Source organism: Kitasatospora sp. NPDC056446 (assembly GCF_042796115.1).
Taxonomy (GTDB): Bacteria; Actinomycetota; Actinomycetes; order Streptomycetales; family Streptomycetaceae; genus Kitasatospora.
This window is the reverse complement of record NZ_JBHTRF010000023.1, coordinates 58,005-80,815: the sequence shown is the minus strand read 5'-3', so window position 1 is coordinate 80,815 and position 22,811 is coordinate 58,005. Positions and strand designations below refer to the sequence as shown.

18 protein-coding genes are annotated in these 22,811 nt (G+C 74.6%); 13 read left to right on the top strand and 5 right to left on the bottom strand.

Going from position 1 to position 22,811, the window contains the following annotated elements:
* Window positions 1-123: 123 nt before the first annotated feature.
* On the bottom strand, window positions 124-897 hold the full coding sequence (locus ACFQ6N_RS16950; protein WP_380649792.1) for an amino acid ABC transporter ATP-binding protein: 774 nt from the start codon (window positions 895-897) through the stop codon (window positions 124-126).
* Window positions 898-1,286: 389 nt separating this feature from the next.
* Between ACFQ6N_RS16950 and ACFQ6N_RS16945 the strand changes: the two genes are divergently transcribed.
* Window positions 1,287-2,045, top strand: coding sequence for a response regulator transcription factor (locus ACFQ6N_RS16945; protein ID WP_380649790.1), 759 nt, complete (start codon window positions 1,287-1,289; stop codon window positions 2,043-2,045).
* A 6-nt stretch (window positions 2,046-2,051) separates the two neighbouring features.
* Window positions 2,052-3,476 carry a sensor histidine kinase gene (locus ACFQ6N_RS16940; protein WP_380649789.1) on the top strand — a complete coding sequence of 475 codons (1,425 nt, stop codon included), beginning with the start codon at window positions 2,052-2,054 and terminating at the stop codon, window positions 3,474-3,476.
* Between the two features lie 70 nt (window positions 3,477-3,546).
* Here the strand turns inward: ACFQ6N_RS16940 and ACFQ6N_RS16935 are convergent, their stop codons facing one another.
* Complete coding sequence (locus tag ACFQ6N_RS16935; RefSeq protein WP_380649787.1) at window positions 3,547-4,566, bottom strand: TAXI family TRAP transporter solute-binding subunit; 1,020 nt, start codon at window positions 4,564-4,566, stop codon at window positions 3,547-3,549.
* 97 nt (window positions 4,567-4,663) lie between these two features.
* Here ACFQ6N_RS16935 and miaB point away from each other — a divergent pair, with 97 nt between their 5' ends.
* Complete coding sequence (gene miaB / locus ACFQ6N_RS16930) at window positions 4,664-6,166, top strand: tRNA (N6-isopentenyl adenosine(37)-C2)-methylthiotransferase MiaB (protein WP_380649786.1); 1,503 nt, start codon at window positions 4,664-4,666, stop codon at window positions 6,164-6,166.
* A gap of 104 nt (window positions 6,167-6,270) precedes the next feature.
* A complete protein-coding gene (locus tag ACFQ6N_RS16925; protein WP_380649785.1) occupies window positions 6,271-6,969 on the top strand; it encodes a class III extradiol dioxygenase subunit B-like domain-containing protein in 699 nt (232 codons plus the stop codon).
* Between the two features lie 51 nt (window positions 6,970-7,020).
* On the opposite strand, the gene ACFQ6N_RS16920 is transcribed toward ACFQ6N_RS16925, so the two are convergent.
* Complete coding sequence (locus tag ACFQ6N_RS16920) at window positions 7,021-7,266, bottom strand: antitoxin (RefSeq protein WP_380649784.1); 246 nt, start codon at window positions 7,264-7,266, stop codon at window positions 7,021-7,023.
* 196 nt (window positions 7,267-7,462) lie between these two features.
* Here ACFQ6N_RS16920 and miaA point away from each other — a divergent pair, with 196 nt between their 5' ends.
* The 5 genes from miaA to hflX all read left to right on the top strand — a co-directional run bounded on the left by miaA (window position 7,463) and on the right by hflX (window position 14,294).
* The gene (gene miaA, locus ACFQ6N_RS16915; RefSeq protein ID WP_380649783.1) at window positions 7,463-8,437 is read left to right on the top strand and encodes a tRNA (adenosine(37)-N6)-dimethylallyltransferase MiaA; all 975 of its coding nucleotides are present in this window, start codon (window positions 7,463-7,465) and stop codon (window positions 8,435-8,437) included.
* Between the two features lie 227 nt (window positions 8,438-8,664).
* Entirely contained in the window at window positions 8,665-9,177 is a 513-nt protein-coding gene (locus ACFQ6N_RS16910) for a hypothetical protein (RefSeq protein WP_380649782.1), read from the top strand.
* A 56-nt stretch (window positions 9,178-9,233) separates the two neighbouring features.
* Entirely contained in the window at window positions 9,234-10,145 is a 912-nt protein-coding gene (dapF, locus tag ACFQ6N_RS16905; protein WP_380649781.1) for a diaminopimelate epimerase, read from the top strand.
* Between the two features lie 171 nt (window positions 10,146-10,316).
* Complete coding sequence (locus ACFQ6N_RS16900; protein ID WP_380649780.1) at window positions 10,317-12,509, top strand: RelA/SpoT family protein; 2,193 nt, start codon at window positions 10,317-10,319, stop codon at window positions 12,507-12,509.
* Window positions 12,510-12,791: 282 nt separating this feature from the next.
* Entirely contained in the window at window positions 12,792-14,294 is a 1,503-nt protein-coding gene (gene hflX, locus ACFQ6N_RS16895; protein WP_380649779.1) for a GTPase HflX, read from the top strand.
* 133 nt (window positions 14,295-14,427) lie between these two features.
* Here hflX and ACFQ6N_RS16890 read toward each other — a convergent pair whose 3' ends face one another.
* Together ACFQ6N_RS16890 and ACFQ6N_RS16885 are read right to left on the bottom strand one after the other, a co-directional pair.
* Window positions 14,428-15,546: a trypsin-like serine peptidase gene (locus ACFQ6N_RS16890; protein WP_380649778.1), complete on the bottom strand. Its 1,119-nt coding sequence runs from the start codon at window positions 15,544-15,546 to the stop codon at window positions 14,428-14,430.
* A 54-nt stretch (window positions 15,547-15,600) separates the two neighbouring features.
* Window positions 15,601-16,797 (bottom strand): trypsin-like serine peptidase, encoded by a 1,197-nt coding sequence (locus ACFQ6N_RS16885; protein ID WP_380649777.1) that lies wholly within the window; start codon window positions 16,795-16,797, stop codon window positions 15,601-15,603.
* A 351-nt stretch (window positions 16,798-17,148) separates the two neighbouring features.
* Between ACFQ6N_RS16885 and ACFQ6N_RS16880 the strand changes: the two genes are divergently transcribed.
* The 4 genes from ACFQ6N_RS16880 to ACFQ6N_RS16865 all read left to right on the top strand — a co-directional run bounded on the left by ACFQ6N_RS16880 (window position 17,149) and on the right by ACFQ6N_RS16865 (window position 22,801).
* Entirely contained in the window at window positions 17,149-18,945 is a 1,797-nt protein-coding gene (locus ACFQ6N_RS16880) for an IucA/IucC family protein (protein WP_380649776.1), read from the top strand.
* Window positions 18,837-19,499: a GNAT family N-acetyltransferase gene (locus ACFQ6N_RS16875; protein ID WP_380649823.1), complete on the top strand. Its 663-nt coding sequence runs from the start codon at window positions 18,837-18,839 to the stop codon at window positions 19,497-19,499. The genes ACFQ6N_RS16880 and ACFQ6N_RS16875 overlap by 109 nt, the downstream gene beginning before the upstream one ends.
* Before the next feature lie 94 nt (window positions 19,500-19,593).
* Entirely contained in the window at window positions 19,594-21,000 is a 1,407-nt protein-coding gene (locus ACFQ6N_RS16870) for a lysine N(6)-hydroxylase/L-ornithine N(5)-oxygenase family protein (protein ID WP_380649775.1), read from the top strand.
* Complete coding sequence (locus ACFQ6N_RS16865; protein WP_380649774.1) at window positions 20,978-22,801, top strand: IucA/IucC family protein; 1,824 nt, start codon at window positions 20,978-20,980, stop codon at window positions 22,799-22,801. Before ACFQ6N_RS16870 ends, ACFQ6N_RS16865 begins: the two co-directional genes overlap by 23 nt.
* Window positions 22,802-22,811: the final 10 nt, after the last annotated feature.

The following is a 22,811-nucleotide window of genomic DNA, read 5'->3' as shown; positions in this document are numbered from 1 at the left end:
CGGGCAGGGCCGGTCGGCGCCGTTGCCGGAGGCGGTCCCGGGTGGTCTCGAAGCGTCGGCGGTCCCGACGGGTCGGTGGTTCCGACGGGTCGGCGGTCCCGAAGCGTGGGTGGTCCCGAAGCGTCAGTGGTGCAGGATCTTCGAGAGGAAGTCCTTGGCGCGCTCCGAACGCGGCGCGGTGAAGAAGGCGTCCGGGGTGTTCTGCTCGACGATCCGGCCGTCGGCCATGAACAGCACGCGGTTGGCGGCGGACCGGGCGAAGCCCATCTCGTGGGTGACCACGACCATCGTCATGCCGTCGGCGGCCAGCTGGCGCATGACCTCCAGCACCTCGTTGACCATCTCCGGGTCGAGCGCCGAGGTGGGCTCGTCGAAGAGCATCACCTTGGGCTTCATGGCCAGCGCCCGGGCGATCGCCACGCGCTGCTGCTGGCCGCCGGAGAGCTGGGCCGGGAACTTGTCCGCCTGCGCGCCGACGCCGACGCGCTCCAGCAGCCCCCTGGCGGTCTTCTCGGCCTCCGGGCGGGGCACCTTGCGCACCTTGACCTGGCCGATGACCACGTTCTCCAGCACGGTCTTGTGCGCGAACAGGTTGAAGCTCTGGAACACCATGCCGACCTCGGCGCGCAGCCGGGCCAGTTCCTTGCCCTCGGCGGGCAGCGGGCGTCCGTCGATGGTGATGGTGCCGGAGTCGACGGCCTCCAGCCGGTTGATCGTCCGGCAGAGCGTGGACTTGCCCGAACCGGACGGGCCGATCAGCACGACCACCTCGCCCTGGGCGATCTCGAGGTCGATGTCCTGCAGTACGTGCAGCGCGCCGTAGTGCTTGTTGACGCTCTTCAGCGCGACCAGCGGGGCGGCTGCGGGGGTGGAGTCCTGGACCGGGCTCTCGGTCATCGCGCCTGCTCCCTCTTGTCGGATCGTGCCTGCCTGAGAAGACTCAACTCCCTTGGGAGGCAATGGTGGTACCAATCCGGGAGCCGCGACCGGCGGAGCCGCAGCCCCCGGTGGGCCGACCATAGGAGCCGTGACCGCACGCCGTCAGCCGATCTGAGCGGAACTTGAGGATCACGAAACGGCCACACGGTCGGCGCGCACTGTTCGCACGGGCGCCGACGGGGCATGTCACAGCGGGAATCCGTGCCGGCGCTCCCCGTCCCCCACGAGCCCGGTGCGCGGTCGAACCTGGCGTCGGGCCGCCCGCTGGCCCATACTGCGCAGGACCGGGACAGGACCGGTCGGTCCGGTGAACACCGGTGATCACGTGGGGGAAGGAGGAGAACAGGATGCGACTTCTACTGGTCGAGGACGACGAACGCGTGGCCGCCGCGCTGGTCGCGGTGCTGGGCCGGCACGGCTTCCAGGTCCGGCACGCCCGCAGCGGGCACGAGGCGCTGGACGCCCTGGTGCCGGACGGGAACGAGCCCTACCGGGTGGTGCTGCTCGACCTCGGGCTGCCCGACCGGGACGGCTTCGAGGTGTGCAGCCGGATCAGGGCCGGCAGCGGCGTGCCGGTGATCATGGTCACCGCCCGGGCCGACGTCCGCTCCCGGATCCACGGCCTCAACCTCGGCGCCGACGACTACGTCACCAAGCCGTACGACATGGGCGAGCTGCTCGCCCGCATCCACGCGGTGTCCCGCCGGGGCGTCTCGCCCTCCTCGGTGTCGGCGCCCGCCCCCGACGCCGTGCCGCGGCAGCGCGGCCCGCTGGAGTCCCGCGGCATCAGGATCGACCGGGAGCGCCGCCGGGTCAGCGTGGACGGCCGCGACGTGCCGCTCACCCGCAAGGAGTTCGACCTGCTCGCCCTGCTCGCGCAGAGCCCGGGCGTGGTCTACCGGCGCGAGCAGATCTTCAGCGAGGTCTGGCGCAGCGGCTGGGAGGGCAACGGCCGCACCCTGGAGGTGCACATCGGCTCGCTGCGCAACAAGCTCGCCCTGCCCGGCCTGGTCGAAGCCGTCCGCGGCGTCGGCTACCGGCTGATCCCCGAGTGCCCGGCGTCCGACGCGACGGACCCGGCCCCCACCACCCCCGCGGAGCACTGACCGCACGTGCGCACCCGCCTGCTCGGCATCCTGATCGCCCTCATGCTCTGCGTCCTGGCAGCCCTGGGGCTGCCGCTCGCGGCGGCGGTCGCGGCGGCCGAGCAGACCAGGGTGGTCGTCGACCGGCTCGACGACGCCGCCCGCTTCGCCCAGGACCTGCCCACCTCGGGCGCCAACGACTCCGCCCGCAAGGGCGACCCCGAGCCCGCCCCCGGCGACCTCAGCCGGCAGCACGCGATCGACGCCGAGGTCCGCCGCTACTACGACCTGTACGGCGTACGGCTGGGCATCTTCCAGCGCGACGGCCTGCCGATCGCCGCCGCGCCCGCCGACTGGCGGGTGCCCGCCGGCGGCTGGGGTGCCCAGGCCTTCCAGGAGGCGCTGGACGGGCGGCGCAGCCACAACCCGCCGCAGGTCTGGCCGTGGACGCCGGACCGGACGATCACCGTCGCCGCCCCGGTGGTGCGCGACGGCGACGTGGTCGCGGTGGTGCTCAGCGAGTCCCCGACCGGGGCGCTGCGCACCCGGGTGGTGCACAAGTGGCTGGTGCTGGTCGCGGGCGAGGCCGCCGCGATGATCGTCGCCGTGCTGCTGGCCGTCCGGCTCACCGAGTGGGTGCTGCGCCCGGTGCGCACCCTCGACCGGGCCACCCACGACATCGCCACCGGCCGGATGGCGGCCCGGGTCGCCCCCGGCGGCGGGCCGCCCGAACTCCAGCGGCTGGCACGCTCGTTCAACGAGATGGCGGACCACGTGGTGCTCGCCATGGACCAGCAGAAGGCCTTCGTCGCGGACGCCTCCCACCAACTGCGCAACCCGCTCTCTGCCCTGCTGCTGCGGGTCGAGGTGCTCGGCCTGGAACTGCCCGAGGGCCACGAGGAGGAGCTCAGCGGCGTACGGGAGGAAGGCGTCCGGCTGGCCCGGGTGCTGGACGACCTGCTCGGACTGGCCACCGCCGAGCACGCCCGCCCGGAGCCGGAGCGCACCGACCTCGCCGGGCTCACCCTGGACCGGGTGGACGCCTGGCGGCCGGTCGCCGAGCAGCGCGGCATCGGGCTGCGCTGGGACGGCCCGGCGCTCGCGGTCGGCATGGCGGACCCGATCGGCTTCGGCTCCGCGCTGGACGCCGTGGTGGACAACGCGCTCAAGTTCAGCCCGGCCGGGAGCGAGGTCCGGCTGCGGGTCTCGGTGCGCCGGGACGAGGTCGCGGTGACCGTCACCGACGCCGGGCCCGGCCTCACCGAGGACGAGCTGTCCCGGGCCGGCGACCGGTTCTGGCGCAGCCCGCGGCACCAGAACGTGGACGGCTCCGGGCTGGGGCTGTCGATCGCCCGCACCCTGCTGGCGGCCGGCGGCGGCTCGCTCGGCTTCGCCCCGGTCAAGCCCACCGGGCTCGCGGTGACGCTGGCGGTGCCGCGGCCGGAGCGGTGACGGCCGCCCCGCGCGCCCGGCCCGGGTAGCCGCGGGGCCGGCGCGGCCGCGCCCTGGGGTTTCACCGAGCCTAGGGCTTCACCGAGCGGTAGTAGCGGGCCGCGCCCGTGTGCAGCGGGAGCGGGTCGGTGTAGACGGCGGTGCGCAGGTCGACCAGCTGGGCGGCGTGCACCTGGGCGCCGATCTGGTCGCGGCTGTCGATCACCGCCCGGGTCATGCCCTCGACCAGGCCCGGGTCCACGTCGTCCCGGGTGATCAGCAGGTTGGGCACGGCCATCGTGGCGACGGCGTCCTTGGGCTCGGCGTTCGGGTAGGTGCCCTTGGGCATGGTGGCCGCCCGGTAGGCGTCGGTGCCGCCGCCCTCGGCCTTGTGCAGGGCCTCGGACAGGTCGCCCAGCGGCACGATCCTGATCCGGACGTGGTCGGAGAGGTCGGTGAGGGCGCTGGTGGGCAGGCCGCCGGACCAGAAGAAGGCGTCCAGCTTGCCCGCGCGCAGCTCGTCGGCGGCGTCGCCGACCCCGGCCGCGACCGGGACGATGTCATGGTCCGGGTCCAGCCCGGCGGCGGCCAGCAGCCGCTTGGTCACCAGGTTCACCCCGGACTGCGGCAGGCCGACGCCGACCCGCAGGCCCTTGAGGTCGGCGGTGCGGCGCACCGGGGAGGAGGCCGGGACGACCAGCTGCAGGTAGTCGTCGTAGAGCCGGGCGATCGCCCGCAGCCGGTCCTTGCCGGGGCCCTGGTAGTCGGCGACCGCGTCGGCGGTGGCGATCGCGAAGGTGTCCCGGCCGGTGATCACCCGGGTGAGGTTGTCTATCGAGCCCTCGGTGTTGTCCAGGGCCAGCCGCACCCCCGGCATGGTCCGGGAGACGTGCGCCTGCAGCAGCTGCCCGTACCGGTCGTAGACGCCGCGCTGCACGCCGGTGGCGAAGCGCACCTCGCCGCGCGGGTAGCCGGGCGAGCGGCCCGCCGACAGCCACCAGCCGCCGAACCCGGCGACCAGCAGCACCAGCACCAGCACCGCCCGCCACAGTGGGCTGCGGGCCGCGGTGCGCACGGCGGCGCCGAGACGGGTCGGGACGGTGGGGGCCATGCAGGGGATACTGCCAGGCGCCCCGGCCGAACGGGAGGGGAACGGGAGGGGCAAAGCTCCGGGAAAACCGTTCGGCGGCTGCCCGTACCCTGGTCTGGTGAGCGGTGAGAGCGGATTGAAGAGCTACAAGGTCGTCACGCACGGCTGTCAGATGAACGTCCACGACTCCGAGCGGCTGTCCGGGCTGCTGGAGGACGCGGGCTACGTCAAGGCCGGGCAGGACGGCGACCCGGACCTGGTCGTGTTCAACACCTGCGCGGTGCGCGAGAACGCCGACAACAAGCTGTACGGCAACCTCGGACAGCTCGCGTCGGTCAAGGGCCGCCACCAGGGCATGCAGATCGCCGTCGGCGGCTGCCTGGCGCAGAAGGACCGCGACACCATCGTCCGGCGCGCCCCCTGGGTCGACGTGGTGTTCGGCACCCACAACATCGGCCACCTGCCGGCGCTGCTGGAGCGGGCCGCGGTCGAGAAGAAGGCCCAGGTCGAGATCCTGGAGTCGCTGGAGACCTTCCCCTCCACGCTGCCGACCCGCCGCGAGTCCGCGTACGCCGCCTGGGTCGCCATCTCGGTCGGCTGCAACAACACCTGCACCTTCTGCATCGTCCCCGCGCTGCGCGGCAAGGAGGAGGACCGCCGCCCCGGCGACGTCCTCGCCGAGATCGAGGCGCTGGTGGACGAGGGCGTCATCGAGGTGACCCTGCTCGGCCAGAACGTCAACGCCTACGGCTCCGACCTGGGCGACCGCGAGGCCTTCTCCAAGCTGCTGCGCGCCGCGGGCCAGGTCGAGGGCCTGGAGCGGATCCGCTTCACCTCGCCGCACCCGCGCGACTTCACCGACGACGTGATCGCGGCGATGGCCGAGACCCCGGCCGTGATGCACCAGCTGCACATGCCGCTGCAGTCCGGCTCGGACCGGGTGCTCAAGGCGATGCGCCGCTCCTACCGGCAGGAGCGTTTCCTCGGGATCATCCGCAAGGTCCGCGAGGCGATGCCGGACGCGGCGATCTCCACCGACATCATCGTGGGCTTCCCCGGCGAGACCGAGGAGGACTTCGAGGAGACGATGCACGCCGTCCGCGAGGCCCGCTTCACCAACGCCTTCACCTTCCAGTACTCCAAGCGCCCCGGCACCCCGGCGGCCGAGATGGCGGACCAGGTGCCGAAGGAGGTCGTGCAGGCCCGCTACGACCGGCTGGTCGCCCTCCAGGAGGAGATCTCCTGGGACGAGAACAAGAAGCAGGTCGGCCGCACCCTGGAGGTCCTGGTCGCCGAGGGCGAGGGCAAGAAGGACGACCGGACCCGACGGCTCTCCGGCCGCGCGCCCGACAACCGGCTGGTGCACTTCACCAGGCCGGAGGAGCCGGTGCGCCCCGGCGACATGGTGACCGTCGAGATCACCTACGCCGCCCCGCACCACCTGCTGGCCGAGGGCCCGACGCTCTCGGTGCGCCGCACCCGCGCGGGCGACGCCTGGGAGAAGCGCCAGGCCAAGCCCGCCGCCAAGCCGGCCGGCGTGCTGCTCGGCCTGCCGAAGATCGGCGCCCCGGCCGAGCTGCCGCTCGCCGCACCCGCGGGCGGGGCCTGCTGCGCCGACTGACGCGCCGCGTCCGGCGCGGCGACCGCCGCGCCGGGCGCACCGGCGGCCCGGTGGGACTCCCGAGTCCCGCCGGGCCGTTCGGCTTCCCGGCTAGAGTGATCCACATGCTGGTAGCCGCCGCCGTGTGCCCCTGTCCGCCGCTGCTCGTCCCGGAGGTCGCGGCCGGGGCCGCGCCCGAGCTGGACGCGCTGCGGGCCGCCTGTGACGAGGCGCTGGCGGCGCTGGTCGCGGCCGGGCCGCAGCTGGTCGTGGCGGTCGGCACCGGCCCGGCCGCCGAGGTGTGGACCGAGGGCGGGGCCGGGTCCTTCCGCCGTTACGGGGTGCCGCTGGTCGCGAAGCTGCCCGGCGGCCGGGTCGAGGGGCCGGAGCTGGCGCCCTCGCTGACCGTCGGCGCCTGGCTGCTGGAGCGCGCCGGGGTGACCCTGCCGACGCACGCCTGCGCGGTGCCCGCCGACGCCCCGGCCGACCGGATGCTCGGCCTCGGCCAGGGCCTGGCCGGGCTCGCCGACCGGGTCGCCCTGCTGGTGCTCGGCGACGGCAGCGCCTGCCGCTCGGTGAAGGCGCCCGGCTACCTGGACGAGCGGGCCGAGGGCTTCGACGCCGCCCTGGCCGCCGCCCTCGGCTCGGCCGACCTGCCCGCGCTCGCCGCCCTGGACCAGGACCTGGCCGCCGAGCTCAAGGCCGAGGGCCGGGCGCCCTGGCAGGTGCTGGCCGGCGCGGCGCAGGGCGCCGGCCTCACCGGGCGGCTGGGCTACCAGGACGCGCCGTACGGGGTCGGGTACCTGGTGGCGTCCTGGTCGTGACGGGCCCCTCCCGGTCGTGACGGGCCCGCGGGCCTGACGGGCCCGGCGGGGTCAGGCCCGCGGCGGCTGCTCCGGCTCGCCCGGCTTCGGCTTGTGGGCGAAGTCGCCGACCGCGCCCTTGGCCTTGTCGGCCCCGTGCTCGATCTTGTCGCTGTACTTGCCCTTGGTCGCCTTGTCGATCGCGCCGCCGGCCTTGTCCACGGCCTTCTCGATCTGGTCGCTGTGCTTGCCGGCCAGTTCGCTCGCCTTCTCCTTGAGCTCCTCGGCCTTGCCCTTGAGGTTGTCCATCAGACCCATGGCGGTCTCACCCTTCCCTGTCTCCTGTCCTGCCCCGTTCCCCGCACAACGTCCGTACCCGGCAAAGCGTTCGCAAACCGGGCATCAACTGGGGAAACGTCCGGAAACGTTCCCGGAAACAGTCATATCGTCGCGCAGGAGCGGGCGTGCGGCAGCCCGGTCCGCGCCGCCGCCGGGCTTTTGCGAGACTGGAGCGGTGAGCAGCTCCCGTACCCCGCGTGCCGTCCCTCCCCGGGCCGTCCCTCCCCGTGTCGTCTCGGTCGTCGGCGCGACCGCCGCCGGCAAGTCCGACCTGGCCGTCGCCATCGCCCGCAGCCTCGACGGCGAGGTGATCAACACCGACTCGATGCAGCTGTACCGGGGCATGGACATCGGGACCGCCAAGCTCACCCTCGACGAGCGCGGCGGAGTGCCGCACCACCTGCTGGACGTCTGGGAGGTCACCGAGGCCGCCAGTGTCGCCGAGTACCAGCGGCTGGCCCGGGCCGAGATCGACCGGCTGCTCGCGGCCGGGCGCACGCCCGTCCTGGTCGGCGGCTCCGGGCTGTACGTCCGGGCGGCCATCGACGAGATGGAGTTCCCCGGCACCGACCCGGAGGTCCGGGCCCGACTGGAGGCCGAGCTGGAGCAGGTCGGCCCGGATGCGCTGCACCGGCGGCTGGCCGGGCTGGACCCGGCCGCCGCCGAGGCGATCCTGGTCGGCAACGGCCGCCGGATCGTCCGCGCGCTGGAGGTCATCGAGATCACCGGGCAGCCGTTCACCGCCAACCTGCCGAGCAACACCGCCGTGTACGAGACGGTTCAGATCGGCGTCGCCGTGCCGCGCCCCGAGCTGGACGAGCGGATCGCCCTGCGGGTCGACCGGATGTGGGAGGCCGGGCTGCTCGACGAGGTGCGGGCGCTGGAGCCGGCCGGGCTGCGCGAGGGCAGGACCGCCTCCCGGGCCCTCGGCTACCAGCAGGTGCTCGACCACTTCGCCGGCGAGTGCACCGAGGAGGAGGCGCGGGCCGAGACCGTCCGCGCGACCAAGCGCTTCGCCCGCCGTCAGGAGTCCTGGTTCCGCCGGGACGACCGCATCCACTGGCTGTCCCGGCCGGCCGGCACCGACCCCGTCGAGCTGCTGGGGACCGCCCTGGAACTGATCGACCGTCAGGAAGTTCCGGCCTCGTAGGACGGGTTCCGGCCAATTCGGCGGTGCACCTGCGCGCGCAGGTGGCCGTGCAGAACGAACCGGCGGTCACGGCCCGATCACGTGATGGCCACGGATCACCCGTCGACCCCGGTCAGGCCCGGAACGCCCCCCTGGACATGCCATCATCGATGCCATAGGGGTCGGCCGGAGGGGCCGACCGTGCCCGGCCGCGAGTCCGCTCGTGTCGAACTGTCAGGGGAGGCCGTGTGTCGACGGGTACCGGCCCCGACTCCGGTCAGAGCGGGAGCGTCACCGCCCCGGCCGAGGAGTTCGACGAGTCGACGATGGGCGACCTCCCGGTGCTGACCGGACTGGAGGCGCCGACCTCCTACGCGGTCGCGACGCCGGCCCTGGACACCCGCACCCCGCCCAGCGGCGCGGTGCACGAGCGGGAGATCCGCCCGCTGCGCCGGCTGCGCTGGTGGCAGACCCTGCCGATCGCCCTGCTCGGCACCCTCGGCTCGCTGATGTTCGCCTTCCCGCTCGCCTTCGGCTCGGCCGGGGCGCGTGCCACCATGGTCGGGATGCTCGGGCTGCTGTTCACCGCGGCCTCGGTCGGCTGGGGCGCGATGGCCGCCCGGCACGCCGGCTACAAGTGGCCCGGGCTGCCGCGCCGGGGCTCCCGGCAGCGGGCCGGCTGGAAGGCGATCGTGGTCTACACCCTGATCGCGCTGGTCGCCTGCGCGCTCGCGGTCTGGCGGGTCGCCTCCCTGCGGTAGGGCCTCGGTACCGGCGGCGGGGCCTCGGTGCCCGGGGCCTCAGTACCATCGGAGGGGTGAGCGCATCCTCTCCCCAGCAGCACGGCGTCCCCTTCTTCAAGGGGCACGGCACCCAGAACGACTTCGTCATCCTCCCGGACCCGGACGGCGCCCTGGAGATCGGCCCCGAGACCGTCGCCGCGCTGTGCGACCGGCGGGCCGGCATCGGCGGTGACGGGCTGCTGCGCGTGGTCCGCTCGGCCGCCGACCCGGCCGCCGCGGCACTCGCCGACCGCGCCGAGTGGTTCATGGACTACCGCAACTCCGACGGCAGCGTCGCCGAGATGTGCGGCAACGGCCTGCGGGTCTTCGCCCGCTTCCTGGTCGAGGCCGGCCTGGCGAAGCCCGGCGTGCTGGCGGTCGCCACCCGCTCCGGGGTGCTCGCCGCGACCGTCGCCGAGGCCGCCGAGGACGGCACGCCCGGCGACGTCACCATCGACATGGGCCGCGCGCGGCTGCCCGGGCCGGACGGCATCGAGGTCGCGGTCGGCGAGCGGCGCTGGCCGGCGCTGAACGTCAACATGGGCAACCCGCACGCGGTGGCCTTCGTCGAGAGCCTGGACCACGCCGGGGACCTGTTCACCGCGCCGCTGACGAGCCCCGCGGGCGCCTATCCGGAGGGCGTCAACGTCGAGTTCGTGGTGGACCGAGGGCCGCGGCACGTCGCGATGCGGGTGCACGAGCGCGGCTCGGGCGAGACCCGGTCCTGCGGCACCGGGGCCTGTGCCGTCGCGGTGGCCGCCATCCGCCGGGACGGCGCCGACCCGGCGGTCACCGGTGAGGCCGTCGCGTACACCGTGGACGTGCTGGGCGGCCGGCTGGTCATCACCGAGCACCCGGACGGCCGGGTGGAGATGGCCGGGCCGGCGGTGATCGTGGCCGAGGGGCGGCTGGACGAGCGCTGGTGGGCGTCGCTGCAGCGGAGCTGACAGCCCGGTTTGCCCACTTCGTACGGCGACGAATCCCCCCGATCGGGTGATACCGGTCGCGGACGGGAATCACGGCGTCGCGGAACGTGCTCTGCTCGGTAGCATGGACCACCGGGTCGATCACCCCACGGGGAGGGGTAGCGCCCGGCGACCGTTGCCGGAGGTGCGCCGATGACCATCGAAGCCGGGCAGTCCCTGACGGGGCAGCCGACGACCGTACGGCAGGCCGGGGCCAGGAGGCCCCTCGGAGAGCTCGGCCGGGCCGCCCTCGGCCGGGCCGGGCGGGCCGCGTTACTGGCCACCGGCCGGCCGCTCGTGCCCGACGCCCTGGAGCCGCTCGTCCGGGTCCACCGGGAGCACCATCCGCAGGGCGACCTCGGCCTGCTCGCCCGGGCGTACCGGCTCGCCGAGGCCAGCCACCGCGGCCAGAAGCGCAAGAGCGGCGAGCCGTACATCACCCACCCGCTGGCCGTCACCATGATCCTGGCCCAACTCGGCGCCGGGACCACCACCCTGGTCGCCTCGCTGCTCCACGACACCGTCGAGGACACCGAGTTGACACTGGACCAGGTGGGCGCCGGGTTCGGTCCCGAAGTCGCCTACCTGGTCGACGGGGTGACGAAACTGGAGAAGGTCGACTTCGGCGCCGCCGCCGAGGCGGAGACCTTCCGCAAGATGCTGGTCGCCACCGGGGACGACGTCCGGGTGATGGTGATCAAGCTGGCCGACCGGCTGCACAACATGCGCACCATCCGGCACATGAAGCCGGCCAGCCAGGTGCGGATCGCCAAGGTCACCCGGGACGTGCTGATCCCGCTGGCCGAGCGGCTCGGCATCCAGGTGCTCAAGGCGGAGCTGGAGGACATCGTCTTCGCCACCCTGCACCCCGAGGAGCACGCCCGCACCCGCGCCCTGATGGCCGGTCACGAGGCCGAGCCGGACGCCCTGCTGGAGCCCTTCGCCCGGCAGCTGGCCCGCCAGCTGGCCGAGACCGGGGTGGCCGCCGAGGTGACCGTACGGCCCCGGCACTGCGTCTCGCTGCACCGGGCGCTGCTCAAGCGCTCCGGCGGGCCCGGGCCGGACGGCCGTCCGCAGGAGCCCAGGCCGGCCGACTTCGGGCGGCTGCTGGTGGTGGTCGAGGAGAACGCCGACTGCTACGCCGTGCTCGGCGAACTGCACACCTGCTGGACGCCGCTGCCGGGGGAGTTCAAGGACTTCGTCGCCGCGCCCAAGTTCAACCTGTACCAGTCGCTGCACACCGCCGTGGCGCTCAGCGGCGGCGCGGTGGTCGAGGTGCTGGTCCGCACCCGCCGGATGCACGCCGTCGCCGAGACCGGGGTGGTCGCGCTCGGCGACCCGTCCCCGGCCGGCGCCGTCCAGGACGCCGACGAGCTGGACCGCACCGACCCGGCCCGGCCGGGCTGGCTCAGCCGGCTGCTGGAGTGGCAGCAGGAGACCCCCGACCCGGACGCCTTCTGGTCCGCGCTCACCGCCGACCTGGCCGGAGACCGCGAGATCACCGTGGTGACGGAGAGCGGCGAAACGCTTCAGCTGAGGGCCGGCGCCACCTGTGTGGACGCCGCCTACCTGCTCGGCGAGGACACCGGCCACCGATGTATCGGCGTCCGGGTCAACGGGCGGCTCAGCGCGCTCTCCACCGTGCTGGAGGACGGCGACCTGATCGCGGTCCTCACCGAGACCCTCCCGGCGGGCGGCGGGCAGCCCTCCGGTCCCGCCCCCGAATGGCTGGCGCACGCCCGCACCCCCGCCGCCCGGCTGGCCATCGAACGCTGGCTGGCCGACCCCCCGGCCCGGCTGCCGGCGGTCCGCACCGGCCCGGCCGGGCGCCGCACCGCGCAGGGCGGCACGGCCCCGGCGGGCACCGCCCCGGCCCGCCGGGCCGCCCCGGTCGCGGTCACCGGACGGCCGGGCGCGACGGTCCGGCTGGCGCGCTGCTGCACGCCGGTGCCCCCGGACGAGGTCTCCGGCTACCCGATCCGCGGCGGCGCGGTGGCCGTGCACCGCACCGGCTGCCCGGCCGGGGAGCGGATGCGGGCCGACGGGCGGGCCGCGCTGGAGGTCCGCTGGCAGCCGCAGGACGCCCCGGCGCCCGGGCACCGGGCCACCCTGCGGGCCGAGGCGCTCAACCGGCCCCGGCTGCTCGCTGACCTCACCGCGGCGATCTCCGCCGAGGGCGTCGGCATCGTCTCGGCCGAGGTCGAGCCGCCGCAGGAGTCGCGGGTCCGGCACACCTACACCGTCGAACTGCCGGAGCCGGGCGCGCTGCCCGGGCTGATGCGGGCGATGCTGCGGGTCTCCGGGGTGTACGACGTGAACCGGCCGCACGCCCCGGGGCTGGGGTAGGGGCCGGGGCGGGGCCGGGGCGGACCAGGCCGCGGGCCCGCGCCCCGGGGCCGCCGCGCAGGGGAAATGGGATGACCGGCCCGCGCCGGGCGTGCGACCATCATGGGGAATTCACGGCCGGTCCACGGCGTTCACAGGGCACAGGAGCCCCGGAGCATCCCGAGGACCCAGGGGTAGCTCACCCCGCCCGGACGGTAGCCGGGGCGGCAGCTGGGCAGACTCCGTAGGGGACCGCACCCGACGGTCCCCGAAGGCCACCCATACCTGCAGCCAAAGGACAGAATGACCTCCACGTTCGACACCCGCGACCACGCCGACGCGCCGCGCCGCCTCGACGGCATGCGGGCGGAAGCCCTCATGGACGAGGACCTCGCGGCCATCGACGAGGACCTCGGCAACCACTACGACGGCGACCAGTACGACCGCAGTGAGCGCGCCGCCCTCCGCCGGGTCGCCGGCCTCTCCACCGAACTCGAAGACGTCACCGAGGTCGAGTACCGCCAGCTCCGCCTGGAGCGCGTGGTGCTCGTCGGCGTCTGGACCGACGGCACGCTGGAGGAGGCGGAGAACTCCATGGCGGAGCTCGCCGCGCTCGCCGAGACCGCCGGCTCCGAGGTGCTCGACGGCGTCATCCAGCGCCGCGACAAGCCCGACGCGGCCACCTACATCGGCTCCGGCAAGGCGCAGGCGCTGCGCGACATCGTCGCCTCCACCGGCGCCGACACCGTGGTCTGCGACGGTGAGCTCACGCCCGGTCAGCTGATCCACCTGGAGGACGTGGTCAAGGTCAAGGTCGTCGACCGGACGGCCCTGATCCTGGACATCTTCGCCCAGCACGCCAAGTCCCGGGAGGGCAAGGCGCAGGTCTCGCTCGCCCAGATGCAGTACATGCTGCCGCGCCTGCGCGGCTGGGGCCAGTCGCTGTCCCGGCAGATGGGCGGTGGCGGCTCCGGCTCGTCCGGCGGCGGCATGGCCACCCGCGGTCCCGGTGAGACCAAGATCGAGACCGACCGGCGCCGGATCCGCGAGAAGATGGCGAAGCTCCGCCGGGAGATCGCCGACATGAAGAAGGGCCGCGACACCAAGCGCCAGGAGCGCAAGCGCCACCAGGTGCCGTCCGTGGCCATCGCCGGGTACACCAACGCCGGCAAGTCCTCCCTGCTCAACCGGCTCACCGGCGCGGGCGTCCTGGTGGAGAACTCGCTGTTCGCCACCCTGGACCCGACCGTGCGCCGGGCCCAGACGCCGAGCGGGCGGGTCTACACCCTGGCCGACACCGTCGGCTTCGTCCGGCACCTGCCGCACCACCTGGTCGAGGCCTTCCGCTCGACCATGGAGGAGGTCGCCGACGCCGACCTGATCCTGCACGTCGTGGACGGCTCGCACCCCGAGCCGGAGACCCAGCTCGCCGCCGTCCGCGAGGTCATCGTCTCGGTCGACGCGCAGGCCGTGCCGGAGATCGTCGTCATCAACAAGGCGGACGCCGCCGACCCGCACGTGCTGCAGCGCCTGCTGCGCCGCGAGCCGCACGCCATCGTGGTGTCGGCCCGCAGCGGCGCGGGCATCGACGAGCTGCTGAAGCTCATCGACGACGAGCTGCCGCGTCCGGCCGTCGAGGTGCGGGTGCTGGTGCCGTACACCCAGGGCGCGCTGGTCTCCCGGGTGCACGCGGAGGGCGAGCTGCTCTCCGCCGAGCACACCGGCGAGGGCACGCTGCTGCACGCCAAGGTGCAGGCCGAGCTGGCCGCCGAGCTGGAGCTCTTCGCGGTGGCGCTGAAGGGCTGAGGCCGAAGCTCCGAAGGGCCCCGGGACGCACGCGTCCCGGGGCCCTTCGCATGCCGGCCGTTCGCGTGCCGTCGGGGCGCGGCCGCCCGGCGTTCCTCGCCGGCCGGCCTCCTCGGCTACCTGACGTCCTCGGCTACCTGACGTTCTTGGCGAAGTAGTCGAAGGCCTGCTTGGCCTGCTCCTGCAGCGAGGGCCCGGCCCGGTACCCGGCCGGGTTGCGGTCGCCGAGCGCGACGACGCTGACCAGGTTGGGCTTGCCGTCCTTGGTGACGAACCAGCCGCCGCCGCCGGCCCCGCCGGTCATCGTGCAGCCGATCACGTACATCGTCGGGCGGGTCCGGTCGAAGGAGAGCCGGGCGGGCGGGACCGGGGAGTCGCAGTGGTCCAGCTCCATGCCGTCGAAGGGCCGCTCGGCCGGGTAGCCGTAGGCGGCGACCGAGGTGACCTGGTCGCGCGGGGCGTTGAACCAGACCGGGACCGAGCCGCCGACCGCCTCCTCCAGGGACGTCCCGGCGCCGCCCTCGGCGCGCACCCGCAGGATCCCGTAGTCGAACTGGCTGTGCGCGCCGACGCCGCTCTCCTGGAGCCAGGTCGGGGACACCAGCGCGCGCACCGCCGTCCACCGGCCGTACGGGGCGGCCTGCTGCTCGGGGTACGGCTTGCCGTGGTTCGCCTGGCCGTCCCGGTTGAAGCCCGGCACGAAGACCAGGTTCTTCAGCCAGCCGCCGCCCCGGCCGTCGTGCAGGCAGTGCGCGGCCGTGTAGACGAGGTTGCTGCGGCCGGGGTTGAGCGGGTCGGCGACCACGGTGGCCGAGCAGGCCGCGTCGCCCTGGGGCGTGGTCACGAACAGCCGGCCGACCACGGCGGCGGCCTGGCCGTACGGGTGCGGCTGCGGCTTGGCCGGGACGGCGGCCGGCGCCGGGTCCCGGTCCACGCCGGCGGCGGCGGGGGAGGCGAGCGAGTACTCCGGGGTTGGCCGGGGCCTGGCGGCGTCCATCCGGGCGGCCGACCAGTAGCCCGGGGCGGTCTCGTTGGCGAACCGGCTGTCGGCGACGTACTTCGTCCAGTCCTCCAGCTTCCAGCCCGTCAGGTCGCCCAGGCTGGTGGGCGCGGACTTGGGCAGGGCGTGGGGCGTGCCGGCGGGCCGGGCCGGGCCGTCCGGGCCGCACCCGGCCGCGGCGAGGGCGGTCGTGGCGAGCAGCGCGGCGCCGGCCGTCCGGGCCCGGCGCCCGCGGCTGGTGGTCCTCGGCATGGTGCATCGTCCCCCGTGCTGTGCTGGTGGTTCCGTTCCGCCCCCTCGCGGCGGCTACTGCTTCCTGGAGATCCAGTCCAGGGCCTGCTTGGCGACCGCCTCCAGGTACGGGCCGCTCAGCGAGGTGTGCTCCTGGGTGCCGATCGAGGTGTTGCTGACCAGGGCCGTCCGCCCGTCCGGCATGGTGGCGAACCAGCCGCCGCCGCTGGAGCCCTGGGTCATGTCGCAGCCGATGGTGAGCATCGAGGGGCGCTTGGCGTCGAAGGAGAGCCGGGTCGGCCTGCCGCCGTCGCACTTGTACAGCTCCTGGCCGTCGAACGGCTTGAGCAGCGGGTAGCCGACGGCCGATACGGCGAGCTTGTCGCGCGGCGCGTCGAACCACACCGGGACGGCCGAACCGACCGTCTCCTCCAGGGACTTGCCGGTGTCGTTCTGGTTGTGCACGCGCATCACGGCGAAGTCGTACTGGTTGGCGGCGTTGCCGGTGCCGCCGCCCTCGACCATCCACTGCGGCGAGGTGGTGACCTGGTCGGCCCACCAGGTGCCGAGCGGGGCGAGTTCGGAGAGCGGGGCCCGCTTGCCGCCGCTGGAGGCGCCCGAGTTGTTGTAGGCGGGCACGAAGACCAGGTCCTTGTAGAAGTTCCCGCCCTTGCCCTCGTGCACGCAGTGGCCGGCCGTCCAGACCAGGTTGCTCCTGCCGGGGTGCTGCGGGTCGGCGATCACCGTCGCCGAGCAGTTGCCGCGGCCGCCCTGGGCGGAGAAGAACACCTTGCCGGAGGGCTGCTTGGTGTACGGGCGGGGCACGGTGACGGCCTTGACGACGGCCGGCTCCGGGTCGGTCACGCCGTCGTCGGTGGCGGGCGCGGGCGTCGTCGGGGCGGGCTTGGCGGTGGGCGGGGCCGGCTCGGCGGGCTTGGAGTCGCCCATCTTGTCCGGGTCCCAGAAGTCCTGCACCACCGGGTTGTGGAAGACGTGCTTGGACGCCCACTTGTCCCAGTCGTCGAACTTCCACTTCTTCAGGTCGTCCCAGGACTTCGGCAGGCCCTCCAGCAGGCCGGTCGGCAGGCCGGACGGCAGGGTGATCCCGCCGATCACGCCGCCTCCCCCGGTGCTGCCGGTCGCCGAGGCCGCCGGCGGTGCCGCGTTGGCGCCCCCGTCGCCCGCCGGGCCGTCAGGCCCGCAGGCGCTGACGGCGAGCAGGGCTCCCGCGACCACGGCGGCGGCCAGGGCTGACCGGTGGATCGTAGGCATCTGTGCGCTTCCCCCTGTGCTCGGTCGGTCTGTGCTCGATCGGTCTGTGGTGCGGCGGTCCGCCGCCCTGGAGTCTTCCATCGCAGACGAGGACGGCCTTGCCCGCCCCCCGGGTTGCGGCACCGGCCGGAGGTCACCGATCCGTGATGCGGGCCCGGTCGGCGCGCAGGCGCAGCAGGGCCTCCGGGTCCGGCGGCGGACAATCCCCGATCTTCACCCGGACGAGTGAGCCGTCCTTGTGATCACCCCTCAGGGATAGGTAACCCTTACCTGACGCGACGGTGCGAGCGCCCGCCGGAACCCTTCTCCACCCGTGCGCGTCGGCACCCCCACGCGCCCCAAGGAGCAGCCTTGAGCATCGCCCTCACCGGAGCCCCGCCCGCACCGCCGCTGACCGTGGAGCGGGCGCACGAGCCCGACCCGCTGCTGCACCACGACCCCGCGGTCGCCGCCGAACAGGCCGCGCTGGAAGCCCTGTTGCGCTGCTGGACCCGGGAGACCGGCGCCCGGCCCGGGCCCGGCGACCGGCTGCGGATCGCCGTCCTCGGCGGCGCCGCCCGGCTCACCGCCCCGGTCCGCCACTGGTCGCCCGGCGGCTGGCACCGCTTCGGCCCGGCCACCATCTCGGCCGGCGACGGGAGCGCCGCCGCCCCCGTGGACGCGGTCACCGCCGCCGCGCTGCTCGCCGCCGCGGCCGCCGACCGGCCCGACCCCGGGCAGGTCGCCGACCTCGCCGCCCGGGTCGCCGACTCGGTCGTCCGCACCGCCGAGATCCTCGCCCACCGACGGACCGCGGCCCCGGCCGGCGGGCCCGAACGCTCGCACTTCCTCGCCGCCGAACAGTCCCTGCTGCTCGGCCACCCGCTGCACCCCACCCCGAAGAGCCGCGACGGCCTCGGCCCGGCCCAGAGCGCCGCCTACTCGCCCGAACTGCACGGCTCCTTCCAGCTCCACTGGTTCGCGGCCGACCGCGAACTGCTCGCCGCCGGCTCCGCCGTCGAGCAGAGCGCCGACCGGCTCACCGCCGGCCTGCTCGGCGGCGGCCTCGCCCTGCCGCCCGGCACCGCCGCCCTGCCCCTGCACCCCTGGCAGGCCCGCGAACTCGCCCACCGCCCGGCCGTCGCCGCGCTGCTCGCCGACGGGCTGCTGCACGACCTCGGCCCGGCCGGCGAACCCTGGTACCCCACCTCCTCGGTGCGCACCGTCTACCGGCCCGGCACCCCCTGGATGCTCAAGCTCTCGCTCGGCCTGCGGATCACCAACTCCCGCCGGGAGAACCTGCGCAAGGAACTGCACCGCGGCCTGGAGGTGCACCGGCTGCTGGAGAGCGGGCTCGCCGCCGAGTGGCGGGCCGCCCACCCCGGCTTCGACATCGTCCGGGACCCGGCCTGGATCGGCGTCGACCACCCCTCGCTCGGCGACCCGGGCGGCCTGGACACCGTGCTGCGCGCCCAGCCCTTCGCCCCGGCCGAGCGCGCGCTGTGCGTCGCCGGACTGGTCGCCGAACAGCCGCTCGGCACCGGCGACACCGTGCCGTCCCGGCTGGGCGACATCCTGCGGACGCTCGCCGCGCGCTGCGGCCGTCCGCTGCCCACGGTGGCCGCCGAATGGTTCCTGCGCTACCTGGACGCGGTCGTGCTGCCCGTCCTGTGGCTGGACGGCCGGGGCGGCATCGCCCTGGAGGCGCACCAGCAGAACAGCATCGTCCTGCTGGACGAGGACGGCTGGCCCGACGGCGGCCGCTACCGCGACAACCAGGGCTACTACTACCGGGAGAGCGCCGCCGACCGGCTCACCGCCCGGCTGCCCGGGCTCGGCGCCGAGAGCGACACCTTCCTGCCCGACCCGGTGATCGACCACCACTTCGCCTACTACCTCGGCATCAACCACGTCCTCGGCCTGATCGGCGCCTTCGGCTCCCAGCGGCTCGCCGACGAGACGGTGCTGCTGGCCGCGCTGCGCCGCTTCCTGGCCGGACCGCGCGCCGCCGCGACCGGCTCCGCGCTGCCCCGGCTGCTGCTGGACGCGCCCACCCTGCCCTGCAAGGCCAACCTGCTGACCCGGATCAACGGCATGGACGAGCTGGTCGGACCGGTCGCCAGCCAGTCCGTGTACGTGGACATCCCCAACCCGGTGGCGGGCCGCTGATGCTGGACGACGTGCCCGGGTGGGGCGCGATCCCCACCCCGGCCGGCGAGTTCCGGCTCAGCCCGGTCCGGCTGCCCGCCGACCTGGACCTGCTCGCCGGCTGGATGAACGACCCCGAGGTCGCCGCCTTCTGGGAACTCGCGGGGCCGCCGGAGGCCACCGACCGCCACGTCCGGGCCCAACTGGACGGCGACGGCCGCAGCCTCCCCTGCCTCGGCCTGCTCGACGGCGAGCCGATCAGCTACTGGGAGGTCTACCGCGCCGACCTCGACCCGCTGGCCGGGCACTACCCGGCCCGGCCGCACGACACCGGCGTCCACCTGCTGCTCGGCCCGGCCGCCAGCCGCGGCCGCGGACTGGGCGCCGTCCTGCTCGCCGCCCTCGCGGAGCGCATCCTGCGCCGCCGGCCGGCCTGCGAACGGGTCGTCGCCGAACCGGACGTCCGCAACCGGCGCTCGGTCCGGGCCTTCGAACGGGCCGGGTTCCGGGCGGCCGGGGAGCTCGACCTGCCCGACAAGCGGGCCGCCCTGATGGTGCGCGACCGGGCCGCCTGACCCCGGCCTCCGCCCGGACCCGCCCCGGACCCCGACCCCGGACCCGCCCCGGCCTCCGCCCGAACCCCGACCCCGACCCCGTCTAGGACTCCCCGTGGACACCCCAGCACCCCCGCCGCCGTACGACCTGCTCGGCGTCGGCATCGGCCCGTTCAACCTCTCGCTCGCCGCGCTCGCCGAGCCCGTCCCCGGCCTGCGCACGCTCTTCTGCGACCAGCGCCCGGAGTTCCGCTGGCACCACGGGATGCTGGTCGACGGGGCCCGGATGCAGGTGCCGTTCCTCGCCGACCTGGTCTCCCTGGTGGACCCGACCAACCCGTGGTCCTTCCTCAACTACCTGCGCCAGCAGGACCGGCTGTTCCCGTTCTACTTCGCCGAGCGCTTCCAACTGCCGCGCCGCGAGTACGACCACTACTGCCGCTGGGCCGCCGAACGGCTGGCCAACTGCCGCTTCGGCGCCGAGGTCACCGCCCTGCACTGGGCCGCGACGGCGGAGGACGGCCCGTACTACCGGGTCGAGCTCACCGACACCGCGACCGGCCGGCGCTCCTCCGTACGGGCCCGGAACCTCGCCCTCGGCGTCGGCACCCGGCCCGTCCTGCCCGAGGCCTTCGCCGCACTGGCCGGACACCCGCGGGCCTTCCACTCCGCCGACTACCTGGACCGCCGCGCCGACCTGGCCGGCGCCCGGGACATCACCGTGATCGGCAGCGGGCAGTCCGGCGCCGAGGTCTTCCTCGACCTGCTCCGCCGCCACCAGGACGACGGCGTCCGGCTGCGCTGGCTCACCCGCACCCGCGCCCTCGCCCCGATGGAGTACTCCAAGCTCGGCCTGGAGCACTTCACCCCCGACTACACCCGCTACTTCCACGGCCTGCCCGGCCCGGTCCGGGACGCCCTGGTCACCGCCCAGTGGCAGCTGCACAAGGCCGCCAGCGCCGAGACCCTCGCCGACATCCACGACCACCTCTACGAGCGCACCATCGGCCGCCCGATCGACACCGCCCCGGTCGAGATCACCCCCGGCACCGCCGTCACCGACGCCCGCCCCGGCCCCTGCGGCGGCCTCGAACTGCGCTGCCGGCACACCGACTCCGGCGCCGAACACGTCCTGCGCACCGACGCCGTGGTCCTCGCCACCGGCTACCGGGCCGCCCGCCCGGCCGCGCTCGAACCGCTCGCCGACCTGATCGACTGGGACGAGGCCGGCCGCTACCGCGTCGACCTCGACCACCGGGTCGCCACCCGGCCCGGCCTCACCGGCGGCCTCTACGTCCAGAACGCCGAACTGCACACCCACGGCGTCGGCACCCCCGACCTCGGGCTCGGCGCCCACCGGGCCGCCGTGATCCTCAACGCCGTCACCGGCCGGACCGTCCACCGGCTGCCCGACCGCACCGCCTGGACCGGCTTCGCGCCGCCCGCCCCCGCTGTCCCGAACAGCACCCCCGCCGTCCCCCGCCCCCAGGAGCTGACCCGTGCCGCAACCGTCGGCCGCTGAACCGCCGCTCTACCTGCCCCCGCACCTCACCGCCGGGAACTGGCGGCGGGCCGGCCGCGCCCTGCTGGCCAAGATGCTCGGCGAGTTCGCCTACGAGGAACTGCTCACCCCCGTCCCCGGCGCCCTCGACGGCGAGTACCTGCTGAAACTGCCCGAGGCCGAGTACCGCTTCACCGCCCGGCGCGGCGCCTACGACAGCTGGCAGGTCGACCCGGAGTCCGTCCGCTGCTCCCGCCCCGACGGCCTGGACCCGCTGCGCTTCCTCCCCTACGCCCGGCAGACCCTCGGGATGCGCGCCGAGACCACCGCCCACCTGATCCGCGAACTCTCCGCCACCCTGACCGCCGACGCCCGCCAGCTCGCCACCGAGCTCACCGCCGCCGAACTCGCCGGACTCGACCACGCCGAACTGGAGGGCCGGCAGGGCGGCCACCCCTGGATCGTCCCCAGCAAGGGCCGGATCGGCTTCTCCGCCGGCGACGCCGCCCGCTGGACCCCGGAAGCCCGCAGCCCGCGCCCGCTGCCCTGGATCGCCGTCCACCGTCGGCTCGCCGAGTACCGGGGCGTCCCCGGCCTGGAACGGCCCGAGCAGCTGTACGCCCGCGAACTGGACGACGTGGACGCGCTGCGCGCCGCCCTCGGCCCGGACGCCGACGACTACCTGCTGCTGCCCGTCCACCCCTGGCAGTGGGACGAGACGGTCCTGCCGCTGTTCGCGCCCTGGATCGCCTCCGGCGAGATCGTCCCACTGCCCTCGGACGGCGACCCACGGCTGCCCCAGCAGTCCATCCGCTCCTTCTTCAACACCGCCCACCCCGAACGCTGCACCGTCAAACTGCCGCTGTCGATCCTCAACACCCTGGTCTGGCGCGGCCTGCCCACCGAACGCACCCTCGCCGCGCCCGCCGTCACCGCCTGGCTGCTCGGCCTGCGCGACGCCGACCCGTTCCTGCGCGACGAGTGCCGGGTGATCCTGCTCGGCGAGATCGCCTCCGTCACCGTCGACCACCCGCTGTACCGGGAGATGCCCGAGGCGCCCTACCAGTACAAGGAACTGCTCGGCGCGATCTGGCGCGAACCGCTCGGCCCCTGCCTGGACGGCGGCGAACGCGCCCGCACCCTGGCCGCCCTGCTGCAGACCGGCTCCGACGGGCGCGCGCTCGCCGCCGAACTGATCGCCCGCTCCGGCCTCACCCCGGCCGAGTGGACCGGCCGGCTGTTCGCCGCGATGCTCCCGCCGCTGCTGCACTTCCTCTACCGGTACGGGCTGGTCTTCTCCCCGCACGGCGAGAACGCCATCGTCGTCTTCGACGAGCGGGACACCCCGACCCGGCTCGCGGTCAAGGACTTCGTGGACGACGTCAACCTCAGCGCGCACGACCTGCCCGAGCTGCGGGACCTGCCCGCCGACGTGGCCGGCGTCCTGCTCCGGGAGCCCCCCGAGGGGCTCTGCCAGTTCATCCACTCCGGGCTGTTCATCGGCGTCTTCCGCTACCTCGCCCCGCTGCTGGAAGCCCAGGCCGGACTGCCCGAGGCCGAGTTCTGGGCCCTGCTGCGCGCCGAGATCCACCGCCACCAGGACCGCTTCCCCGAGCTGCGCGAGCGCTTCGAGCTGTTCGACCTGTTCCGGCCCCGGCTCGACCGGCTCTGCCTCAACCGCAACCGGCTGCTCCTCGACGGCTACCAGGACCGCCCGCACCGCCCGCACGCCGCCCGGTTCGGGACCGTGCCCAACGCGCTGGTGACCGTGGACGTCCGGCTGCCCGTGCGACGGGACCGGATTGTCACCCCCGCCCCGTAGGCTGGGAGGG